This window comes from Arthrobacter sp. CAU 1506 (assembly GCF_005047635.1).
Classification (GTDB): Bacteria; Actinomycetota; Actinomycetes; order Actinomycetales; family Micrococcaceae; genus Crystallibacter.
On sequence record NZ_SUKC01000002.1, the window covers coordinates 448,097 to 468,789 of the forward strand.

The window sequence follows — 20,693 nt, forward strand, 5'->3', positions numbered from 1 at the left end:
GGAGCAGGAGGCGGTTCGGTGCTTCAAGCCAGGACGCGCGCCGCCCTAGAAGAGTGGGGCGCGGGGGCCCCGCCGTGGCGACGAAGTCGACACCGCGGGAGCGCCCCACTCGTTAGCGGTAGTCGTTGCCCAGGTCGTAGTCATCCAGCGGGATGGCGTGGAACTCGGGCGTCATCGAACCATCGCCACCGGCGTAGTCGAAGTCGCCGAAGGCGCTGGGGCCGGTGAAGAGGTTGGCCTTGGCTTCCTCCGTCGGCTCCACCGATACCTGGGTGTACCGGTCCAGGCCGGTGCCGGCCGGGATCAGCTTACCGATGATGACGTTCTCCTTCAGGCCGAGCAGCGGGTCGGACTTGCCTTCCATGGCCGCCTGCGTCAGGACGCGGGTGGTCTCCTGGAAGGACGCGGCCGACAGCCACGACTCGGTGGCGAGCGACGCCTTGGTGATGCCCATCATCTCGTCACGGCCGTTGGCGGGCTGCTTGCCTTCGGAAACCGCCTTGCGGTTCTCCGCCTGGAAGCGGCTGCGTTCGGCCAGTTCGCCCGGCAGCAAGTCGGTTTCGCCCGACTCGATGACGGTGATACGCCGCAGCATCTGCCGCACGATGACTTCCACGTGCTTGTCGTGGATGCCAACGCCCTGGCTGCGGTACACGCTCTGGACCTCGTCCACCAGGAACTTCTGTGCCTGGCGCGGGCCGAGGATACGCAGCACCTGCTTCGGGTCCTTGGCACCGGTGACCAACTGCTGGCCGACCTCCACGTGCTGGCCGTCTTCGACCAGCAGTCGGGCGCGGCGCAGCACCGGGTAGGCGATCTCTTCCGAACCGTCATCGGGGGTGACGATGACGCGCATCTGGCGCTCGCCGTCCTCGATGGACACGCGTCCGGCCACTTCGGCCATCGGCGCGACACCCTTCGGCGTACGGGCCTCGAAGAGCTCCTGGATACGGGGCAGACCCTGGGTGATGTCTTCCGCGGAGGCAACACCACCGGTGTGGAAGGTACGCATAGTCAGCTGCGTGCCGGGCTCGCCGATGGACTGTGCGGCGATGATGCCGACGGCCTCGCCGATGTCCACGGTCTTGCCGGTGGCCAGTGAGCGGCCGTAGCAGTACGCGCAGGTACCGACGGCGGACTCACAGGTGAGCACGGAGCGCACCTTGATCTCGGTGATGCCGGCGTCGATCAGTTCCTGGATCAGCACATCGCCGACGTCGGAGCCGGCCGCGGCCACCACGGTGCCCTCGGAGTTCACCACATCGGTGGCCAGCGTACGGGCGTAGGCGGAGTTCTCCACCTCTTCGTGTCGGCGCAGTTCACCGTTGTGGTCTGCCTCGGCGATGACCGTGGTCAGGCCGCGCTCGGTGCCGCAATCCAGCTCGCGGACAATGACGTCCTGCGACACATCCACCAGACGACGGGTCAGGTAACCCGAGTTGGCGGTACGCAGCGCGGTATCGGCCAGACCCTTACGGGCACCGTGCGTAGCGATGAAGTACTCCAGCACCGACAGGCCCTCGCGGTAGGAGGACTTGATCGGGCGCGGGATGATCTCGCCCTTCGGGTTTGCCACCAGACCACGGATACCGGCGATCTGGCGGACCTGCAGCCAGTTACCACGGGCACCGGAGGACACCATGCGGTTGATGGTGTTCTCCTTGGTCAGGTTCTTCCGCATCGCGTCGGCGACCTCGTTGGTTGCCTTGTTCCAGATGTCGATCAGTTCCTGGCGCCGCTCGTCGTCGGCAATCAGGCCCTTGCTGTACTGGGACTCGACGCGTGCTGCCTGTGCCTCGTAGCCCTCCATGATGGAGGCCTTCTCGGCGGGGGCGGCAATATCGGAGATCGCCACGGTGACACCCGAGCGGGTCGCCCAGTAGAAACCGGCGTCCTTCAGGTTGTCCAGCGTTGCCGCGGTGACAACCTTCGGGTAGCGCTCGGCCAGATCGTTCACGATCGCCGAGAGCTGGCCCTTGTCCGCCACGCGCTCAACCCAGGGGTAGTCCTCGGGCAGGGTGTTGTTGAAGACGACCTGGCCGAGCGAGGTCTCGATCAGCGCATCCTGGCCCTCTTCCCAACCTTCCGGTGCCGGCTGGTCCGCGCTCGGCACGAAGCCGGGCACGCGGATCTTGACCACGGAGTTCAGGTGCAGCTCACCGGCGTCGTGGGCCATGATGGCTTCGGCCGGGCTGGCGAAGACACGGCCTTCGCCTTCTGCGCCTTCGCGCTTGGTGGTCAGGTGGTGCAGACCGATGATCATGTCCTGTGAAGGCAGGGTCACCGGACGGCCGTCCGACGGCTTCAGGATGTTGTTCGAGGAGAGCATCAGGATGCGCGCCTCGGCCTGGGCCTCGGGGCTGAGCGGCAGGTGCACAGCCATCTGGTCGCCGTCGAAGTCGGCGTTGAACGCAGCACACACCAGCGGGTGCAGCTGCAGTGCCTTGCCTTCAACCAGCTGCGGCTCGAACGCCTGGATGCCCAGGCGGTGCAGGGTTGGTGCACGGTTGAGCAGCACCGGGTGTTCGGTGATGATCTCTTCCAGCACGTCCCAGACCTGCGGGCGGAAACGCTCGACCATCCGCTTGGCGCTCTTGATGTTCTGTGCGTGGTTGAGGTCAACCAGGCGCTTCATCACGAACGGCTTGAAGAGCTCCAGTGCCATCTGCTTGGGCAGGCCACACTGGTGCAGCTTCAGCTGCGGACCGACCACGATCACGGAACGGCCGGAGTAGTCAACACGCTTACCCAGCAGGTTCTGGCGGAAGCGGCCCTGCTTGCCCTTGAGCATGTCGGAGAGCGACTTCAGCGGACGGTTGCCCGGCCCGGTGACCGGACGGCCGCGGCGGCCGTTGTCGAACAGCGAGTCCACAGCTTCCTGCAGCATTCGCTTTTCGTTGTTGACGATGATCTCCGGCGCGCCCAGATCCAGCAGGCGCTTCAGGCGGTTGTTGCGGTTGATCACGCGGCGGTACAGGTCGTTCAGGTCGGAGGTCGCGAAGCGGCCACCGTCCAGCTGCACCATCGGGCGAAGCTCCGGCGGGATCACCGGAACGGCGTCCAGCACCATGCCCAGCGGCGAGTTGGTGGTGGTCAGGAAAGCGTTGACCACCTTGAGCCGCTTCAGGGCGCGGGTCTTGCGCTGGCCCTTGCCGTTCTTGATGATGTCGCGCAGCGACTCGGCCTCGGCAGCCATGTCGAAGTTCTCAAGACGGTTCTTGATCGCCTCGGCACCCATGGCGCCTTCGAAGTACAGGCCGTAGCGGTCGCGCAGTTCACGGTACAGGCCTTCGTCGCCTTCAAGGTCGGCGACCTTGAGGTTTTTGAAGCGGTCCCACACCATGTCGAGGCGCTCGATTTCGGCGTCGGCGCGCTTGCGCACGTTGGCCATCTGGCGGTCGGCGGAGTCGCGGGCCTTCTTCTTCTCGGCGGCCTTGGCGCCTTCGCCTTCCAGGCGGGCCAGTTCGTCCTCGAGGTCCTTGGCGATGGCCGCGATGTCGGAATCGCGGGTGTCGGCCAGCTGCTTCTTCTCCAGGTCGTGCTCGGCCTGCAGGTTCGGCAGTTCCTCGTGGCGACGCTGGTCGTCCACGCTGGTGATCATGTAGGCAGCGAAGTAAATGACCTTTTCCAGGTCCTTCGGTGCCAGGTCGAGCAGGTAGCCCAGACGCGACGGGACACCCTTGAAGTACCAGATGTGCGTGACCGGGGCGGCCAGCTCAATGTGGCCCATCCGCTCACGGCGGACCTTGGCCCGGGTGACCTCGACGCCACAGCGCTCACAGATGATGCCCTTGAAGCGCACACGCTTGTACTTGCCGCAGTAGCATTCCCAGTCGCGGGACGGGCCGAAGATCTTCTCGCAGAAGAGGCCGTCCTTCTCGGGCTTCAGGGTGCGGTAGTTGATGGTTTCCGGCTTCTTGACCTCGCCGTAGCTCCAATCGCGGATGTCGTCCGCGGTGGCGAGGCCGATGCGCATGAGGCCGAAGGAGGATTCGCTGGACATATGGTCCCTGTTCTCTCTTGTTCTCTAAATCTGAAAGTCTGTCGGGTTACGGAAAGAGGGAATGAGCGGCTGGCCGGCTGAAGGGCGCTCAGGCGCCCTCTGCCGGCCGGCCCGGCTAGACCTCTTCGACGGAACTCGGCTCGGCCCGCGAGAGGTCGATGCCCAGCTCTTCCGCGGCCCGGAAGACTTCTTCATCCGAGTCACGCATTTCGATCGCGGTGCCGTCGGTGGAGAGGACCTCCACGTTCAGGCACAGCGACTGCATTTCCTTGATCAGCACCTTGAAGGATTCGGGAACGCCCGGCTCCGGGATGTTCTCGCCCTTGACGATCGCCTCGTAGACCTTGACGCGGCCGTGGATATCGTCGGACTTGATGGTGAGCAGTTCCTGCAGGGTGTACGCGGCACCGTAGGCCTCCAGGGCCCACACTTCCATTTCACCGAAGCGCTGGCCGCCGAACTGTGCCTTACCACCCAGCGGCTGCTGGGTGATCATCGAGTACGGGCCGGTGGAGCGCGCGTGGATCTTGTCGTCCACCAGGTGGTGCAGCTTCAGGATGTACATGTAGCCCACGGACACCGGGTCCGGGAACGGCTGGCCGGAGCGGCCGTCGAACAGACGCGCCTTGCCGGACGAACCGATCAGGCGGTCGCCGTCGCGGGTCGGGTTGGTCGAATCCAGCAGCCCGGTGATTTCGAACTCGCTGGCGCCGTCGAACACCGGGGTGGCCACCGTGGTGGGACCGGTCTGGCGCGGCAGGTTCGGCAGGTTCTTGGCCCAGTCCGGATTGCCATCGATGTTCCAGCCCTGCTTCGCGGCCCAGCCGAGGTGGATTTCCAGCACCTGGCCCACGTTCATGCGGCCGGGGACACCCAGCGGGTTCAGCACAACGTCAACCGGCGTGCCATCTTCCAGGAACGGCATGTCCTCGATCGGCAGGATCTTGGAGATGACGCCCTTGTTGCCGTGACGGCCGGCGAGCTTGTCGCCGTCGGTGATCTTGCGCTTCTGCGCCACGTACACGCGCACCAACTGGTTGACGCCCGGGGGCAGTTCGTCGTCGTTGTCACGGTCGAAGATGCGCACGCCGATGACGGTGCCGGACTCGCCGTGCGGAACCTTCAGGGAGGTGTCGCGCACTTCGCGGGACTTCTCGCCGAAGATCGCGCGCAGCAGGCGCTCTTCCGGAGTCAGCTCGGTCTCGCCCTTCGGGGTCACACGGCCCACCAGGATGTCGCCGGCGTCGACCTCGGCACCGATGTGGATGATGCCGCGCTCGTCCAGCTGGGAGAGCACTTCCTCCGACACGTTCGGGATGTCGCGGGTGATTTCCTCGGCACCGAGCTTGGTGTCGCGGGCATCAACCTCATGCTCCTCGATGTGGATGGAGGTCAGCACGTCGTCGGAGACCACACGCTGGGAGAGGATGATCGCATCCTCGTAGTTGTGGCCTTCCCAGGACATGAATGCCACCAGCAGGTTCTTGCCCAGCGCCAGTTCACCCTGATCGGTGGACGGGCCGTCGGCAATGATGCTGCGGGCTTCCAGGCGCTGGCCCTCGGACACGAGGACGCGCTGGTTGTAGGCGTTGCCCTGGTTGGAGCGGGCGAACTTCATGATCGGGTACCGGGTCTCGGTGCCGTCGTCGTTCAGCGCCGTCACCAGGTCTGCGGACACCTCGGTGACCACGCCCGGCTTGGCGGCAACCACGGAGTCGCCGGCGTCAACAGCCGCGTAGCGCTCCATGCCAGTGCCCACCAGCGGTGCTTCCGAACGCAGCAGCGGCACAGCCTGGCGCTGCATGTTGGCGCCCATCAGTGCGCGGTTGGCGTCGTCATGCTCCAGGAACGGAATCAGGGCGGTTGCCACGGACACCATCTGGCGCGGGGACACGTCCATGTAGTCGACTTCGTCGGCCGGAACGAGCACCGGCTCGCCGCCGCCGCCGCGCTCACGGCTGAGGACCAGGTCTTCTTCGAAGTGCAGGTCCTCGGAGAGCGGAGCGTTCGCCTGGGCGATGACGCACTCGATCTCGTCGTCGGCAGTCAGGTAGTCCACCTGGTCGGTGACCTGGCCGTTGACGACCTTGCGGTAGGGCGTCTCGATGAAGCCGAAGGCGTTGATCCGGCCGTAGGAAGCCAGCGAGCCGATCAGGCCGATGTTCGGGCCTTCAGGAGTCTCGATCGGGCACATGCGGCCGTAGTGCGAGGGGTGCACGTCACGGACTTCCATGCCGGCACGGTCGCGGGACAGGCCGCCCGGGCCCAGCGCGGACAGGCGGCGCTTGTGCGTCAGTCCGGCCAGCGGGTTGTTCTGGTCCATGAACTGGGACAGCTGCGAAGTACCGAAGAACTCCTTGATCGCTGCCACCACGGGGCGGATGTTGATCAGGGTCTGCGGGGTGATCGCCTCCACGTCCTGGGTGGTCATGCGTTCGCGGACCACGCGCTCCATGCGGGAGAGGCCGGTGCGGACCTGGTTCTCGATCAGCTCGCCGACCGCGCGGATGCGGCGGTTGCCGAAGTGGTCGATGTCGTCGATCTCGACGCGGAGGTCGTGGTCGGCGCCGTCGCGCTTGCCCGGGATGGTGGCTTCGCCAGCGTGCAGGGCGACCAGGAACTTGATCATGGCGACGATGTCGTCATTGTTCAGGACGGAGGCGTCCGGATCGCTCAGCGGCTTGTCGATGCCCAGCTTGCGGTTGATCTTGTAGCGGCCGACCTTGGCCAGATCGTAGCGCTTCGGGTTGAAGTACAGGTTGTCCAGCAGGGACTGGGCAGCCTCGACTGTCGGCGGCTCGCCCGGACGCAGCTTGCGGTAGATGTCCAGGAGGGCTTCCTCCTGGGTCTGGGTGGCGTCCTTCTCCAGCGTGGCGCGGATGGAGTCGTACTCGCCGAAGGTCTCCAGGATCTGGCCTTCGGTCCAGCCCAGAGCCTTCAGCAGGACGGTCACGGACTGCTTGCGCTTGCGGTCAAGGCGAACGCCGACCTGGTCGCGCTTGTCGATTTCCAGCTCGAACCAAGCGCCACGGGACGGGATGATCTTCGCGGTGAAGATGTCCTTGTCGCTGGTCTTGTCGGCGGTCTTCTCGAAGTAGGCGCCCGGCGAGCGGACCAACTGAGAGACAACAACACGCTCGGTGCCGTTGATGACGAAGGTGCCCTTGTCGGTCATCAGCGGGAAGTCGCCCATGAACACGGTCTGCTGCTTGATTTCGCCCGTGTTGTTGTTCATGAACTCGGCCTTGACGTACAGCGGCGCGGAGTACGTGGCGTCGCGGTCCTTGCACTCGGCCATGGTGTACTTCGGATCGGCGAACTCCGGCTCGGAGAAGCTCAGGGACATGGTGCCCTGGAAGTCCTCGATCGGGGAGATCTCCTCGAAGATGTCTGAGAGGCCGGAGGTGGTGGCGACGCCCTGGCGGCCTTCTTCCTCAGCCTGGGCTACGCGCGCTTTCCAGCGCTCGTTGCCGACCAGCCAGTCGAAGCTGTCGGTCTGAAGGGCGAGCAGATTGGGAACGTCAAGAGGTTCGTGAATCTTGGCGAATGAGAGCCGGCGGGTTGCTCCGTCGTTCGACGAGGCGTCCAGCAGGCTGTTAGCGGTATCGGTATTAGAGGTGCTCGAGGCGACCAAGAGGGATCCTTCCACAGACCTTCAGGCTTGTCCTGCGCTTCCGCACTGCCGGTACCCCTGGTGAGGTCCGGACACAACCTGGATCCGCTATATGATCCTTGCCCGCCGCACGATCTGTAGTTAAACACAGATAGGGCGTGGCGAAGCCCACCGCTATATGAAGGCCGAAGGTTTTGAGGGAAGACGCAAATACTAAGTGTACGGGACCGCGTCGCGGATTGTCCAGCATGCAGGGCAGGACCATGTGCCCGCTCCCCCGCCATCGGGATCGGAGCGGCGCGCGTCGGGCGAAACGCCATGCGGGGCACGGTGCCAACCACCGCAAACGGTAGTGCAAGCGCGTTGCGAAAGGCGTCTTCGCCGTTGTCTTCCCCGGGACAACGCCACCAGCATATACCCCGCCGCCAGCATTTTTCGGTCATCACTTCAGGCGAGTTCCCCGGTACGGGTAATCTGTGAAGCAGATCATACCCAGCGCAGCAGCCGCCAGCCTCAGTTTTACGGCCGGTTCACGGCCAGGCCGTCGGCGCAGAGAGAGGCACGTACACCATGGCCCAGAACACCAGCAGTCGCGACGACGTCGTCATCCTGGCCGGCGCGCGGACGCCGAACGGACGGCTGAACGGCCAGCTCGCATCCTTCACCGCCGTCGAACTCGGTGGTAAGGCCATCGCTGCCGCCCTGGAACGCGCCGGGGTCGCCGCAGCACAGGTGGACGCGGTCATCATGGGGCACGTGATCCAGGCCGGGACCGGCCAGAACCCTGCCCGCCAGGCCTCCATCGCCGCGGGACTGGGCTGGAACGTACCCACCGTAACGATCAACAAGGTCTGCCTCTCCGGGCTGGCAGCCATCACCGACGCGGCCCGGCTGATCCGCGCCGGCGAGGCCCAGGTGGTTGTCGCCGGCGGGCAGGAGTCCATGACCAACGGTCCGCATCTGCTCCCGGGCTCCCGCCAGGGCTGGACGTACGGCAGCATGACCGCACTGGATGCCACGGCCCACGACGGCCTCACCGATGCCTTCGACCACGAGTCCATGGGTGCCTCCACTGAACGCCGGAACAGCGAGCTGGGCATTGGCCGCGAAGCGCAGGACGAAGTGGCTGCTGCTTCACACCAGCGGGCCGCGGCAGCTGCGGAGAACGGCGTTTTCGACGACGAGATTGTGGTGGTCAAAGTGCCGCAGCGCAAGGGCGCCGATCTGATCGTGGACCGGGACGAGGGCGTCCGGCCGCAAACGACCGTCGAGAGCCTGTCTCCGCTGCGCCCGGCGTTTGCCAAGGACGGCACCATCACGGCCGGGAACTCGTCCCCGCTCTCCGATGGCGCCGCGGCCGTTGTGGTGGCCACGAGAGGTTTCGCGGAGGACAACGGGCTTGACTGGCTGGCCGTCGTCGGCCGTGCCGGGCAGGTTGCCGGACCGGACACCTCGTTGCAGTCCCAGCCCTCCAACGCCATCTCGCAGGCCCTGCACCGGGCTGGCTGGAGCACTGCGGAGCTGGACTTCATCGAAATCAACGAAGCTTTTGGTGCCGTGGCGGTGCAGTCGCTTCAGGACCTGGACTACCCGCTGGAGAAGTGCAACATCCACGGCGGCGCCATCGCCCTGGGTCATCCGATTGGTGCTTCCGGCGCCCGGCTGGCGCTGACTGCCGCGCTTGAACTGCGCCGGCGCGGGACCGGCAAGGCTGCGGTTTCGCTTTGCGGCGGCGGCGGCCAGGGCGAGGCGCTGCTGCTCTACCGCGACTAGGACTGCGGGCCGGCCGACTTTCGAGCCACGTCGTCGGGGCGTGGCAGGGAATACCGACCGTGCTCCGGGACTTGAACCGGACATGAGCAATGAATCCGGTGCCCCCGTCCTGCCTGCCGGCCTGCAACGCTTCCTGGCCGGCGCCGAAGCATACTCGCTTCAGGTGGAAGTGGCCGAGCGCTCCGGCGCCCGCAGCCTGGCAGAGGCGGCCGACCTCCTGGGCATTGCCGAAGCGGACATCGTGAAGACCCTAGTGGTCAAGCACAAGGACGGCTCGTTCCTGTTCGCCCTGATTCCCGGGGACCGGCAGATCTCCTGGCCGAAGCTCCGGTCGCTGCTGGGAGTCAACAAGCTCTCGCTGCCGCACGCCGATGTTGCCTTTGAGGCAACCGGCTACCGGCGCGGCACCATCACTCCGCTGGGCAGCAGCACGGCCTGGCCGGTGTACGCCGACGAGTCGATCCGCGGCCGGCGGATTTCTCTGGGTGCCGGTGAGCACGGCTACTCCGCCTTTGTCGACGCCGATGCCCTCACCGCAGCGCTTGGCGCAACGGTCGCAGATATCTCCGACCCGGTCTGACATCGACGGGTCGGCGCCGGCCTAGCCTGCACATTTCAGCCTGATACGCGCGGCCTGAATCCTTCTCTGATGCTGCCCGATCTGACCCTGCCCGCTCCGCCAACTCCGGCCCCGCCCGGCATCGACCGGGCGCCGCCTCGCCGTCGTGCTTGAAGGAAAACACAAAGCCCCGCCGCCCTGTGAGGGCAGCGGGGCTTTGCAGCAGCTTGAAGAAGCTTACTTGAGGGTGACGGTAGCGCCGGCAGCCTCGAGAACTTCCTTGGCCTTCTCGGCAGCTTCCTTGGTGGCGCCTTCGAGGACGGCCTTCGGAGCGCTGTCAACCAGGTCCTTGGCTTCCTTGAGGCCCAGGGAGGTCAGGCCGCGAACTTCCTTGATCACTGCGATCTTCTTGTCGCCGGCAGCTTCGAGGACGACGTCGAATTCGGTCTGCTCCTCAGCAGCGGCTTCGCCAGCGCCGCCGGCGGGGCCTGCAACGGCAACAGCTGCAGCGGTGACCTCGAAGGTCTCCTCGAACAGCTTGACGAACTCGGAGAGTTCGATGATGGTCAGTTCCTTGAAAGCTTCGATGAGCTCTTCGTTGGTGAGCTTCGCCATGGTTGGCGTCCTTCCTGATAGGTGATGCGGCTGGTGTGTCCGCACCAAGAGTGGGGTTGGTGAAGAGTCTTACTGCTCTTCGGCAGCAGCCTCGGCCGGGGCCTCGGTTGCTTCGGCAGCGGGAGCTTCAGCTTCGGCAGCTTCGGCCGGAGCTTCGGCAGCGGCGCCACCGTTCTCCTCCTGCTTGATGCGCAGAGCATCGATGGTGCGGGCCAGTGCGGACATCGGAGCCTTGAGGACTCCGGCGACGCGGGCCAGCTGGTGCTCGCGGGACTCGAGAGCGGCCAGTGCAGCAACAGCGGAAGCGTCCAGGGCCTTGCCCTCGAAGAAACCGGTCTTGATGATGAGCTGCGGGTTGGACTTTGCGAAATCCGTCAGGGACTTGGCGGCTGCAACGGCGTCACCCTTGATGAAGGCGATAGCAGTGGGTCCGGCAAGCTGGCCTTCGAACGCGTCGATGCCGGCTTCCTTGGCTGCAATGCCAGTCAGGGTGTTCTTTACGACCGAGAACTTGGTGTCCTGGCCCAGAGAAACACGCAGCTCCTTGAGCTGTGCAACGGTAAGCCCGCGGTATTCGGTTAGGACTGCAGCGCTGGATTCCTTGAAATCGGTGGTGATTTCTTCAACGGCTGCCACCTTTGTTGGCGTTGCCATAACCCTCCTTCCGGGGAATAGTGCCGGTGGTTCGGGTCGCATGCAATAAAAACGCCCCATGCAGATGCACGGGGCTTCGATCCCGTCTCCGGCAATTCGGGGGCGGGGCAATGCTTCGTTCACCTGCGCAGGCCGTCCCGGGCACGGGACTTTCGGTTGAAAACGTAGAGGATTCAACGACCGACGGTCTTTGGTTCTTCAAGGTTACGGGATGCTTCGGCCGGACTCCAAATCGGCGCCCGTGCCGGCAGCAGCGGGTCCGCTGGCTAGTCCACTGCCCTGGTCCCTGTTGGTCCGCCGACTAGTCCGCTCCACGTGCTGCCGCACGCCGTTTAGACGACGGCGGCTTTCTGCGCTTCGGCGGCCGGCACTCCTTCGGCGGATGGCACGGTCAGGCCGGCTGTACCGCCGTCGAAATCATCCTGGATCTGGCCCATATGGTCCTCCATGGCCTGGCGGGCACCGTGCTGGTCTCCGCTGCCGACGGCGGTGAGCACCTTGCGATGCATGGCCAGTGTGCGGGCGCGCACGGCGGGTGCGGTGAATGCCTCGCGTCGAGCGGAGGCCAGCACCCGGCCCATGGGCACGAACACAGCAGCAAAGAGAGTATTACCGGATGCTTTCAGGATCCCCGTGTGGAACAGACGGTCGGCTTCGACGAAGGCGTCTGCATCGCCCGCCGCATCTGCTGCCGCCATCGACTCCATTTCCCGGCGCAGAAGCTCCAGGTCCTGCTCGGTCCGGCGCGCAGCGGCCAGCGCCGCTGCCCCGGATTCCACCAGGCGCCGCGCTTCCAGCAATTGCCTCGATGCAAGGGAGTCACCAGTGCTGTGGGCGGCGGCCCGGACGATGGCCTCGACGGAGGTCCACTCGTCGGGCGGGTTGATAAAAGTGCCCCGTCCCCGCTGCACGCTGATCACGTTGATCGCCCGCAGCATGGTGAGCGCTTCCCGGACGGTAAGCCGGCTGACCTGGGACTCGGCGGCGATGTCGGCTTCGGCCGGCAGCGCGTCACCCGGAGCCAACCGGCCGGCGACAATTTCCTCCAGCAGCTTCTCGGCCACCGCGTCCACGAGTGTCCTGTGTTCCATGCGCCCGCTCCTGTCACTCCCGGCGCGGATGCCGGTGCGCAGTCATCGTAACTGCGCACTGCGGTTACCGAGGGGTAGCATTACGGCCGCCCGCCACACAGGCATTTTGACGTCACAGACGGTGAGCGATTGTTCGGGGCGGGGATGCGTTCGGGGCGGGGATCCGTTCCGGGCGGCGGTGCCACTCCCCCGGTTCGGCTGGATCTCAGCCGGGCTCCGACCCGGCGGTTTCCTCCGCCGGCTTGCGGCGGCCCTTCATGAACGACGTGGTGTAGGCGAAGGCGACCAACGCCGTGGCCGCCAGCAGCAGCAGGCCGATGGCGTAGCTCTTTTCTTCGGCGTTGTAGGTAGCACCCATGACCAGCGGGGGGAAGTATCCGCCGAGTCCGCCCGCCGCACTGACGATTCCGGTCACCGACCCGACCCGCTCGGGCGGCGCGCTGATCCCCACCCAGGCGAACACCCCGCCGGTGCCCATGCCCAGCGACGCGGCCATGGCCAGAAAGGTCAGGCCGGCCGGGATCTCAGCCCCCGGCCGCATATTCACCACGACGGCGAGGACGGCCACGGCGCCTAGCGAGAAGAGCACCACCGGCTTGGGCCCGATCTTGTCCGCAAGGGTGCCGCCGACCGGCCTGAGCAGAACTGCCGCCAAGGCGAAGCCGGCGGTCCGGGTGCCGGCCCCGGTGGGATCCATGTCGTACACATCCTTCAGGTAGGTGGGCAGATAGTTGCTGAAGGAGACGAATCCGCCGAACACCACAGCGTAGAGGAAACACATTTCCCAGGTGACCCGCAATTTGGCGGCAGCCTTCAACTTGGGGATCACCGGGTTCCGGTTGGCTTGCCAGCCGGGGGCTTCCTCCATGGTGAACCAGACGACGACGGCCACCGCAACCAGCAGGGCGGCCACCAACAGATGGGTGGGGAAATAGCCGATCCAGGCCACCAGCCGCGGCGTGAGGAAAGCAGACAGCGCGGTGCCGCCCATGCCGGCGCCGAAGACTCCAGTGGCAAAACCGCGCCGCGATTTCGGATACCACGGGCTGACGAATGGGATGCCGACGGCAAACACCGTGCCGGCGACTCCGAGGAAGAAGGCGAAAACCACCAGCAGCACATAGGACTGCAAGGAACCGGCCAACGCTACCAACAGCACCGACGGAACCGTGCTGATCAGCACCGCGGTGAACATGATCCTGCCGCCGAAGCGGTCGGTGAGGGACCCGACGATGATTCTGCCCAGCGATCCGACGAAGACCGGCATGGCCACCACGACCGCTGTTTGCGACGTCGACAGGCCCATCTGTTGGGTGTAGGCCGTGCTCAGCGGCGCGATGATGGTCCACGCCCAGAACGCGGTCAGTGAAGCCGCCGTGGCCAGCGCCAGGTTCTTGGTTGCACCCTTGCTCTCTGTCTCCACGTTTTCCCTTCCGTAGTGCCTGCTGGCGCTGTCTCGAAATGGCTGGGGGTTACCGCCGGTCCCGGTCCCGGGTCCCGACCGGCTGCCATCCCGGCTGGCGGCCGCGGGCGCCCGGGGCGTTGCCGATGTCGCGACTGCGGTAAACGATGTACGGCCGGAACAGATAGTGGAAGGGTGCCGTGAAGGCGTGCACCAGCCGGGTGAAAGGCCAGATGGCAAACAACAGCATGCCCACCAACGTGTGCAGGTGGAAGGAGAACGGGGCGGCCGCCATGGACCCGATGTCCGGCTGGAAGATGAACAGCGAGCGGAACCACGGGGAAACCGTCTCACGGTAGTTGTGCCCGTGTTCGCCCAGGAACACACTGGCCAGCGTGGTCCAGAGGCCGAACACGATCGCGGCCACCAGCACCACGTACATGGTCTTGTCATTTTTGGTGGTGGCCATGAAGACCGGCCCGGTGGTCCGGCGTCGGACGATCAGCAGGATGATTCCACCCAGCGTGCAGATACCGGCTATGCCGCCGACGAACAGCGCGTTGAAGTGGTAGAAGTCCTGGCTCATGCCAATGGCTTCGGTCCAGCTCTGCGGGATGACCAGCCCGAAGAAGTGGCCGGCGATGACGGCCAGGATGCCAAAGTGGAACACCGGCGAAGCGATCCGCAGCAGCTTGGACTCGTACAACTGGGATGACCTCGTGGTCCAGCCGAATTGGTCGTACTTGTAGCGCCAGATGCTGCCGCCCACCAAAATGGCGACCATGACATAGGGCAACACGCCCCAGAGCACAATGTCGGTCATTGTTGTCCTCCTGCCAGCGGGAGCAGCCGTGGGTCATAGGCGTCCAATCCCACGCGCTCGGTGGGCGGCCCATAGCCGGCCATTTTCATGATTTCCTGGCGGTCGGCGGGCGATCTGCCCGGCAGTGAATCGCACACCGCCTGCACCACGGCGGCCTGCGGAAGGTTGTCGTCCACCAAGGCCAGCCGCAGCATTTCCAAGCTGGCCCGGTAATCGGTCAACAGCTTGCGGCCGGCGTCGAGGTCCACGGTGGCAGCGAACTCCAGCACCATCGGCAGGTAGTCCGGCAGCTCGCCGTGCAAGTCCACCAGCATGCCGCTGTCCCGGTACACCTGCTTGAAGCTGGCAAGGACCTCGCCGCGGCGGCGTGTGTCGCCGTCGGTCCAGTAGGACAGGTGGAGGGCGTGACGCCGGTTGAGATCGAATTCCTGCACATAGCGGGCCTGCGACTCCCCCAGCGGTGCGGTGGTGAGCGCCTGCAGCACGTCTTGGAAGGTCCGGTCCAAGCCGGGGAATTCGGCGAGCGCCCGGCGGACCAGCGGGATCCGGCCGAGCAGTTCCTCGTCCGGGTAGGACAAGCACCAGGACGCCGCCAGATAGGTGACCCGGTTCCGCTGCGTCATGGCCGGCTCTCCAACGGGTTGCCGCCCGGTCCGGCCTGGCCGCTCGGCCCGCCGGAGTCGGGACTCGGCCCGCCGGCGTCCGGACCGGGGCCGGCGGCGTCCGGACCGGGGCCGGAGGCGCCGCCGGAATGGGCGGGTGAATCCGTCGACATCTGCGGGTTGTCCTGCTCCGGGAACATCCCGCGCGGCACGCCCCGGCCGTCCCAGTTGAGCAGGTTCACCCGGCCGCGCAGTTCGCCGGGTTCAGCGTGGCCGCCGGTGGTCTGGCGTTGCTTCAGGGCGTAAAAGTTCTCCACCGCTACCGGCGTCGGCCGTCCGCTGGCTTCGCCGAATGCCTCCGAGGGGTACATGCCGGGCCCGTCTTCGAAATCCAGCGAGCAGCCCATCTCCTCCAGATTGTGGGCCTGCTCGACGTGCGCCTTGGGAATGACATAGCGCTCGTTGTACTTGGCTATCGCCATCAGCCGGTACATGTCGTACATCCGCTCGCCGTCCATGCCCACGGATGCGGCGACCGCTTCTTCCGGATCGCCGCCCAGGCTGATCCCGCGCATGTAGGCGCGCATGGCCGCCAGTTTCCGCAGCACCCTTGTCACGATCTCGGTATCCCCGGCGGTGAAGAGTTCGGCCAGGTACTCCACCGGGACGCGCAGCGCTTCGATGGCCCCGAACAGGTTGTCCGCGTCCTCGGCGTCGTGGCCCTGGTCGCTGAGCAGGTCCACCACCGGCGAAAGCGGCGGCACGTACCAGACCATCGGCATGGTCCGGTACTCCGGGTGCAGCGGCAGCGCCACCTTATAGACCTTCGCGAGGTGGTAGACCGGCGAGCGCCGGGCGGCGTCCAGCCAGTCGTCCGGGATGCCTTCGGCACGGGCGGCCGTGATGACCTCCGGGTCGTTCGGGTCCAGCATCAAGTCAAGTTGGGCCTGGTAGAGGTCCCTCTCATCCGGGACCGACGCCGCTGCGGTGACCTTGTCGGCGTCGTACAGGAAAATCCCGAGGTACCGCAGCCGGCCCACGCAGGTCTCCGAGCACACCGTGGGGATGCCCACTTCGATGCGCGGGTAGCAGAACGTGCACTTCTCGGCCTTGCCCGTCTTGTGGTTGAAGTACATCTTCTTGTACGGGCATCCCGTGATGCACTGGCGCCACCCGCGGCACCGGTCCTGGTCCACCAGCACGATCCCGTCTTCTTCGCGCTTGTAAATGGCGCCGGACGGGCAGGAGGCCATGCAGGAGGGGTTCAGGCAGTGCTCGCAGATCCGCGGCAGGTAGAACATGAAGGTCTGTTCGAACTCGAACTTGATCTTGTCTTCGGACTCCTTGCGGATCTTCTCCACGATGGGGTCCAGATGCCCCAGCTGCGAGGTGCCGCCCAGGTTGTCGTCCCAGTTGGCGGACCACTCGATCTTGGTGTCCTCGCCGGTGATCAGGGACTTGGGCCGCGCCACCGGGAAATCGTCGCCGAGCGGCGCTTCGGTCAGCGTCTCGTAGTCGTAGGTCCACGGCTCGTAGTAGTCGTTGAGCTCCGGCTGGACGGGACTGGCGAAGATGCCCAGCAGCTTCTTCACCCGGCCGCCGGACTTGAGCTTCAAGCGCCCGCGCCGGTTCAGCTCCCAGCCGCCCCGCCACCGGTCCTGGTCCTCGTAGCGGCGCGGATACCCCTGCCCGGGCCGGGTCTCCACATTGTTGAACCAGACGTATTCGGTGCCGGCGCGGTTGGTCCAGGCTTGTTTGCAGGTAACAGAGCAGGTGTGGCAGCCAATGCATTTGTCGAGGTTCATCACCATGCCGACCTGAGCCATGACTTTCATCAGTACGTGACCTCCTGCGAGCGCTTGCGGATGGTGGTGACCATGTCCCGCTGGTTTCCGGTGGGGCCAAGGTAGTTGAAGGCGTAGGCCAACTGTCCGTACCCGCCGATCAAATGCGTGGGCTTGACCAGCAGCCGGGTCACCGAGTTGTGGATGCCGCCGCGGCGCCCGGTGGCCTCGGACTTGGGCACGTCGATAATGCGCTCCTGGGCGTGGTGGACGTAGACGACGCCTTCCGGCATCCGGTGGCTGACGATGGCCCGGCAGACAAACACGCCGTTGGCGTTGACGCACTCGACCCAGTCGTTGTCCAGCACCCCGATGGACGCGGCGTCCTGCTGGCTGATCCAGCAGACCGGACCTCCGCGGGAGAGCGACAGCATGAACAGGTTGTCCTGGTATTCGGAATGGATGGACCACTTGTTGTGCGGGGTCAGGTAGCGGACGGTGATCTCCTTGGAGCCGTCCTGGCCCAGCTTCGGCTCGCCGAAAAGCCGGTGCATGTCCAGCGGCGGGCGGTAGATGGGCAGCGCCTCGCCGAGGTCACGCATCCAGTCGTGGTCCAGGAAGAAGTGCATCCGCCCGGTCAGCGTGTGGAATGGCTTGAGCCGTTCGATATTGGTGGTGAACGGTGCGTAGCGCCGCCCGCCGGTCTCTGACCCCGACCACTCCGGCGAGCTGATCACGGGGACCGGCGCCGCCTGTGTGTCGGCGAAGGTGATGTGCTTTTCTTCCGAGCCCAGGGCCAGGTCCACCAGTTCCCGGCCGGTCTGTTTCTCCAGCTCCCGGAAGCCGTGCACCGCCAGTTCCCCGTTGGTGGTGCCGGAGAAGGTCAGGATCGCTTCGGCCATCTTGGCGTCCGTCTCGATGGCCGGGCGTCCGTCCGCGGCGCCGCCGAGCATCACTCCGTTCTTCTGGGCCAGCCAGTCCAGGGCGTGATCGAGTTTGTAGGTGATGTTCTTGACCGTGAAGCCGAGCTTGTCCGCCAACGGCCCGACGGCGGCGAGCTTGTCGGCGATGGCCGTGTAGTCGCGTTCGACGACGGTGAAGTTGGGCATGGTCTTGCCCGGCACCGGCTCCGTGGTTCCGTCCCGCCAGTCCCGGACCACGCCGCCGGGCTGGGCGATCTGGCCCTTGGTGTCATGCTGCAGCGGGACGCTGACCAGGTCTTTGCGCACGCCCAGGTGCGTGGCGGCCTGGCGGGAGAACTCTTGGGCCAGCAGGTGGAACATCTCGAAGTCCGATTTGGTCTCCCACGGCGGGTCAATGGCCGGCGTGAAGGCGTGCACAAACGGGTGCATGTCGGTGGAGGACAAGTCGTGCTTTTCGTACCACGTGGCCGCCGGGAACACGACGTCGGAGAGCAAGGTGGTGGAGGTCATCCGGAAATCCGCCGAACACAGCAGGTCCAGCTTTCCCTCCGGCGTCTCCTGGTGCCACGTCACGTCCTTCGGCCGAGCCATGCCGGCTTCTGCCGCGTTGCCCATCACGTTGTGGTGGGTGCCGAGCAGGTTCTTCAGGAAGTATTCGTTGCCCTTGGCCGAGGAACCCATCAGGTTGGACCGCCACAGCATCAGCGTCCGCGGCCAGTTCTCTGGAGCATCCACGTCCTCCACGGCCGGTTTCAGCGCGCCCGCGGCCAGTCGGGTGGCCACGTATCCGGCGGCGTCGTCCGCCTGGCCTGCGGCGACGGCGGCTTCTGCTTCTTCCGCGACGGCCAGGGGGTTCCGGTCAAACTGCGGGTAGAACGGCATCCAGCCCAGCCGGGCGGATTGCGCAATCGTGTCCGCGGTGTGCATCCCGGTCAAGTTTCCCTCGGCCAGCGGCGAGCTCAACGATCCCGCGGAGTAGCCGTCGTTGCGCCACTGGCCGGTGTGCATGTACCAGTAGGAGGTTCCCGTCATCGTCCGGGGCGGGCGGGACCAGTCCAGCGCGTTCGCCAGGGACACCCAGCCGGTGATCGGCCGGGTCTTTTCCTGACCCACGTAGTGCGCCCAGCCTCCGCCGTTGCGGCCCATCGATCCCGTCAGCAGCAGCAGCGAGAGAATCGACCGGTAGGTTGCGTCGCCGTGGAACCACTGGCAAATCCCGGCTCCCATGATGATCATCGACCGGCCCTTGGATTGTTCACCGTTGCGGGCGAACTCGCGGGCAATCTTGATGCACTTCTTCGCCGGAACCGAGGTAATCGCTTCCTGCCACGCGGGCGTGTAAGGCGTGGCTCCGTCGTCGTAATCCCCCGCCCATTCGCCCGGCAGGCCGTCCCGGGCCACGCCGTATTGCGCGAGCATCAGGTCATACACGGTGGTGACGACCTTGCCCCCCACCTGCCGGACCGGCACGCCGCGGCGCAGCACGGAGCCCGAACCGTCCGGAGCCTCGAAGCACGGCAGCAGCACTTCGCGGGCGTCGGCCCCCGGCGAGTACAGGCTCAGCTTCGGACGGATGCCGGCCAGGTCGAGGTTCCATTTGCCCGCGTCCGCCTGGTTGTAGCGGAAGCCCATGGAACCGTTCGGCACCACCGGTTCACCGCTGGCCTCATCCAGCAGCACGGTCTTCCACTCCGCGTCCTGGGCCGCGGCGTGTTCCGGCAGGTCGGCCGCGGTCAGGAACTTTCCGGGCACCAGCGACGAACCGTCCGGCGAGGGTGTCAGCGTGATGAGGAACGGCAGGTCCGTATACTGCTTGACGTAGTCGGTGAAGAACGGGACCTCGCGCTGCACAAAGAATTCCTTCAGAACCACGTGCCCCATCGCCATGGCCAGGGCCGCGTCGGTGCCCGCTTGCGCCGGCAGCCAGTCGTCGGCGAACTTGGTGTTGTCCGCGTAGTCCGGGCTGACCGTGACCACCTTGGTGCCGCGGTACCGGACCTCGGCCATCCAGTGCGCGTCCGGCGTGCGGGTCACGGGAACGTTGGAGCCCCACATCATCAAGTAGGTGGAATCCCACCAATCACCGGATTCGGGCACATCCGTCTGGTCGCCGAACACCTGGGGGCTGGCCACGGGGAGGTCCGCGTACCAGTCGTAGAAGCTGGTCATCACCCCGCCGATCAGCTGGATGAACCGGGTACCGACGCAGTGGCTGACCATGGACATGGCCGGGATCGGCGAGAACCCGGCCACCCGGTCCGGGCCGTAGGCCTTGATGGTGTGGATATGCGCCGCGGCCGCGATTTCCACCGCTTCCGCCCAGCTGGTGCGCACCAGTCCGCCCTTGCCGCGGGCCTGCTGGTAGCGGCGCCGGCGTTCCGGGTCGGACTGAATGTCCGCCCAGGCCAGTACCGGGTCTTTCAGCCGTTCCTTGGCTTCCCGGTACATCTGGACCAGCACACCGCGTACATAGGGATACCGCACGCGGGTGGGCGAATAGGTGTACCAGGAAAACGCAGCCCCGCGGGGGCAACCGCGGGGCTCGTATTCGGGACGGTCTGCGCCGACCGAGGGGTAGTCGGTCTGCTGCGCCTCCCAGGTGATGATGCCGTCCTTGACGTACACCTTCCAGGAGCAGGAGCCCGTGCAGTTCACGCCGTGCGTGGACCGGACCACCTTGTCGTGGCTCCAACGGTCGCGGTAGAACACGTCGCCCGCGCGGCCGCCTTTGCGGAAAACGGCCCGGCCATCGTCGGATTCCTCCCAGCGGGTGAAGAATTTCCCGACGGCCAGCATCGCGTCGGATGCACTGCCGTCTGTACCTGGTTTGATCGGTCCGGCTGCCATGTGG

The 20,693-nt window shown here is 65.8% G+C and carries 12 protein-coding genes; 2 read left to right on the plus strand and 10 right to left on the minus strand.

What is annotated here, in order from left to right:
• Positions 1 to 112: 112 nt before the first annotated feature.
• Together E4J89_RS04835 and rpoB are read right to left on the minus strand one after the other, a co-directional pair.
• Positions 113 to 4,003 carry a DNA-directed RNA polymerase subunit beta' gene (locus tag E4J89_RS04835; protein ID WP_136784942.1) on the minus strand — a complete coding sequence of 1,297 codons (3,891 nt, stop codon included), beginning with the start codon at positions 4,001 to 4,003 and terminating at the stop codon, positions 113 to 115.
• 115 nt (positions 4,004 to 4,118) lie between these two features.
• Positions 4,119 to 7,637: a DNA-directed RNA polymerase subunit beta gene (gene rpoB / locus E4J89_RS04840; protein WP_136784943.1), complete on the minus strand. Its 3,519-nt coding sequence runs from the start codon at positions 7,635 to 7,637 to the stop codon at positions 4,119 to 4,121.
• Between the two features lie 549 nt (positions 7,638 to 8,186).
• Here rpoB and E4J89_RS04845 point away from each other — a divergent pair.
• Both E4J89_RS04845 and E4J89_RS04850 read left to right on the plus strand, forming a co-directional pair.
• On the plus strand, positions 8,187 to 9,389 hold the full coding sequence (locus E4J89_RS04845) for an acetyl-CoA C-acetyltransferase (protein ID WP_136784944.1): 1,203 nt from the start codon (positions 8,187 to 8,189) through the stop codon (positions 9,387 to 9,389).
• 82 nt (positions 9,390 to 9,471) lie between these two features.
• Entirely contained in the window at positions 9,472 to 9,969 is a 498-nt protein-coding gene (locus E4J89_RS04850) for a YbaK/EbsC family protein (RefSeq protein ID WP_136784945.1), read from the plus strand.
• A gap of 216 nt (positions 9,970 to 10,185) precedes the next feature.
• Here E4J89_RS04850 and rplL read toward each other — a convergent pair whose 3' ends face one another.
• From rplL to E4J89_RS04890, 8 genes are all read right to left on the minus strand, one after another.
• The gene (gene rplL, locus E4J89_RS04855; RefSeq protein WP_136784946.1) at positions 10,186 to 10,563 is read right to left on the minus strand and encodes a 50S ribosomal protein L7/L12; all 378 of its coding nucleotides are present in this window, start codon (positions 10,561 to 10,563) and stop codon (positions 10,186 to 10,188) included.
• A gap of 69 nt (positions 10,564 to 10,632) precedes the next feature.
• Positions 10,633 to 11,217, minus strand: a complete 585-nt coding sequence (gene rplJ / locus E4J89_RS04860) for a 50S ribosomal protein L10 (protein ID WP_136784947.1) — start codon at positions 11,215 to 11,217, stop codon at positions 10,633 to 10,635.
• 332 nt (positions 11,218 to 11,549) lie between these two features.
• Complete coding sequence (locus tag E4J89_RS04865; RefSeq protein ID WP_136784948.1) at positions 11,550 to 12,308, minus strand: FadR/GntR family transcriptional regulator; 759 nt, start codon at positions 12,306 to 12,308, stop codon at positions 11,550 to 11,552.
• 205 nt (positions 12,309 to 12,513) lie between these two features.
• Positions 12,514 to 13,731 carry an MFS transporter gene (locus E4J89_RS04870; protein WP_136784949.1) on the minus strand — a complete coding sequence of 406 codons (1,218 nt, stop codon included), beginning with the start codon at positions 13,729 to 13,731 and terminating at the stop codon, positions 12,514 to 12,516.
• 49 nt (positions 13,732 to 13,780) lie between these two features.
• The gene (gene narI, locus E4J89_RS04875; protein ID WP_136784950.1) at positions 13,781 to 14,533 is read right to left on the minus strand and encodes a respiratory nitrate reductase subunit gamma; all 753 of its coding nucleotides are present in this window, start codon (positions 14,531 to 14,533) and stop codon (positions 13,781 to 13,783) included.
• On the minus strand, positions 14,530 to 15,156 hold the full coding sequence (gene narJ, locus E4J89_RS04880; RefSeq protein WP_136784951.1) for a nitrate reductase molybdenum cofactor assembly chaperone: 627 nt from the start codon (positions 15,154 to 15,156) through the stop codon (positions 14,530 to 14,532). The genes narI and narJ overlap by 4 nt, the downstream gene beginning before the upstream one ends.
• On the minus strand, positions 15,153 to 16,970 hold the full coding sequence (narH, locus tag E4J89_RS04885; RefSeq protein ID WP_136784952.1) for a nitrate reductase subunit beta: 1,818 nt from the start codon (positions 16,968 to 16,970) through the stop codon (positions 15,153 to 15,155). The genes narJ and narH overlap by 4 nt, the downstream gene beginning before the upstream one ends.
• Positions 16,970 to 20,689 (minus strand): nitrate reductase subunit alpha, encoded by a 3,720-nt coding sequence (locus E4J89_RS04890; RefSeq protein WP_136784953.1) that lies wholly within the window; start codon positions 20,687 to 20,689, stop codon positions 16,970 to 16,972. Before E4J89_RS04890 ends, narH begins: the two co-directional genes overlap by 1 nt.
• Positions 20,690 to 20,693: the final 4 nt, after the last annotated feature.

Excerpts from the sequence above, each read along its gene's own strand:
- E4J89_RS04835 (WP_136784942.1), bottom strand. The coding sequence starts at position 4,003 with ATGTCCAGCGAATCCTCCTTCGGCCTCATGCGCATCGGCCTCGCCACC.
- E4J89_RS04845 (WP_136784944.1), top strand. The coding sequence starts at position 8,187 with ATGGCCCAGAACACCAGCAGTCGCGACGACGTCGTCATCCTGGCCGGC.
- E4J89_RS04850 (WP_136784945.1), top strand. The coding sequence starts at position 9,472 with ATGAGCAATGAATCCGGTGCCCCCGTCCTGCCTGCCGGCCTGCAACGC.
- rplL (WP_136784946.1), bottom strand. The coding sequence starts at position 10,563 with ATGGCGAAGCTCACCAACGAAGAGCTCATCGAAGCTTTCAAGGAACTG.
- rplJ (WP_136784947.1), bottom strand. The coding sequence starts at position 11,217 with ATGGCAACGCCAACAAAGGTGGCAGCCGTTGAAGAAATCACCACCGAT.
- E4J89_RS04865 (WP_136784948.1), bottom strand. The coding sequence starts at position 12,308 with ATGGAACACAGGACACTCGTGGACGCGGTGGCCGAGAAGCTGCTGGAG.
- narI (WP_136784950.1), bottom strand. The coding sequence starts at position 14,533 with ATGACCGACATTGTGCTCTGGGGCGTGTTGCCCTATGTCATGGTCGCC.
- narJ (WP_136784951.1), bottom strand. The coding sequence starts at position 15,156 with ATGACGCAGCGGAACCGGGTCACCTATCTGGCGGCGTCCTGGTGCTTG.
- narH (WP_136784952.1), bottom strand. The coding sequence starts at position 16,970 with ATGAAAGTCATGGCTCAGGTCGGCATGGTGATGAACCTCGACAAATGC.
- E4J89_RS04890 (WP_136784953.1), bottom strand. The coding sequence starts at position 20,689 with ATGGCAGCCGGACCGATCAAACCAGGTACAGACGGCAGTGCATCCGAC.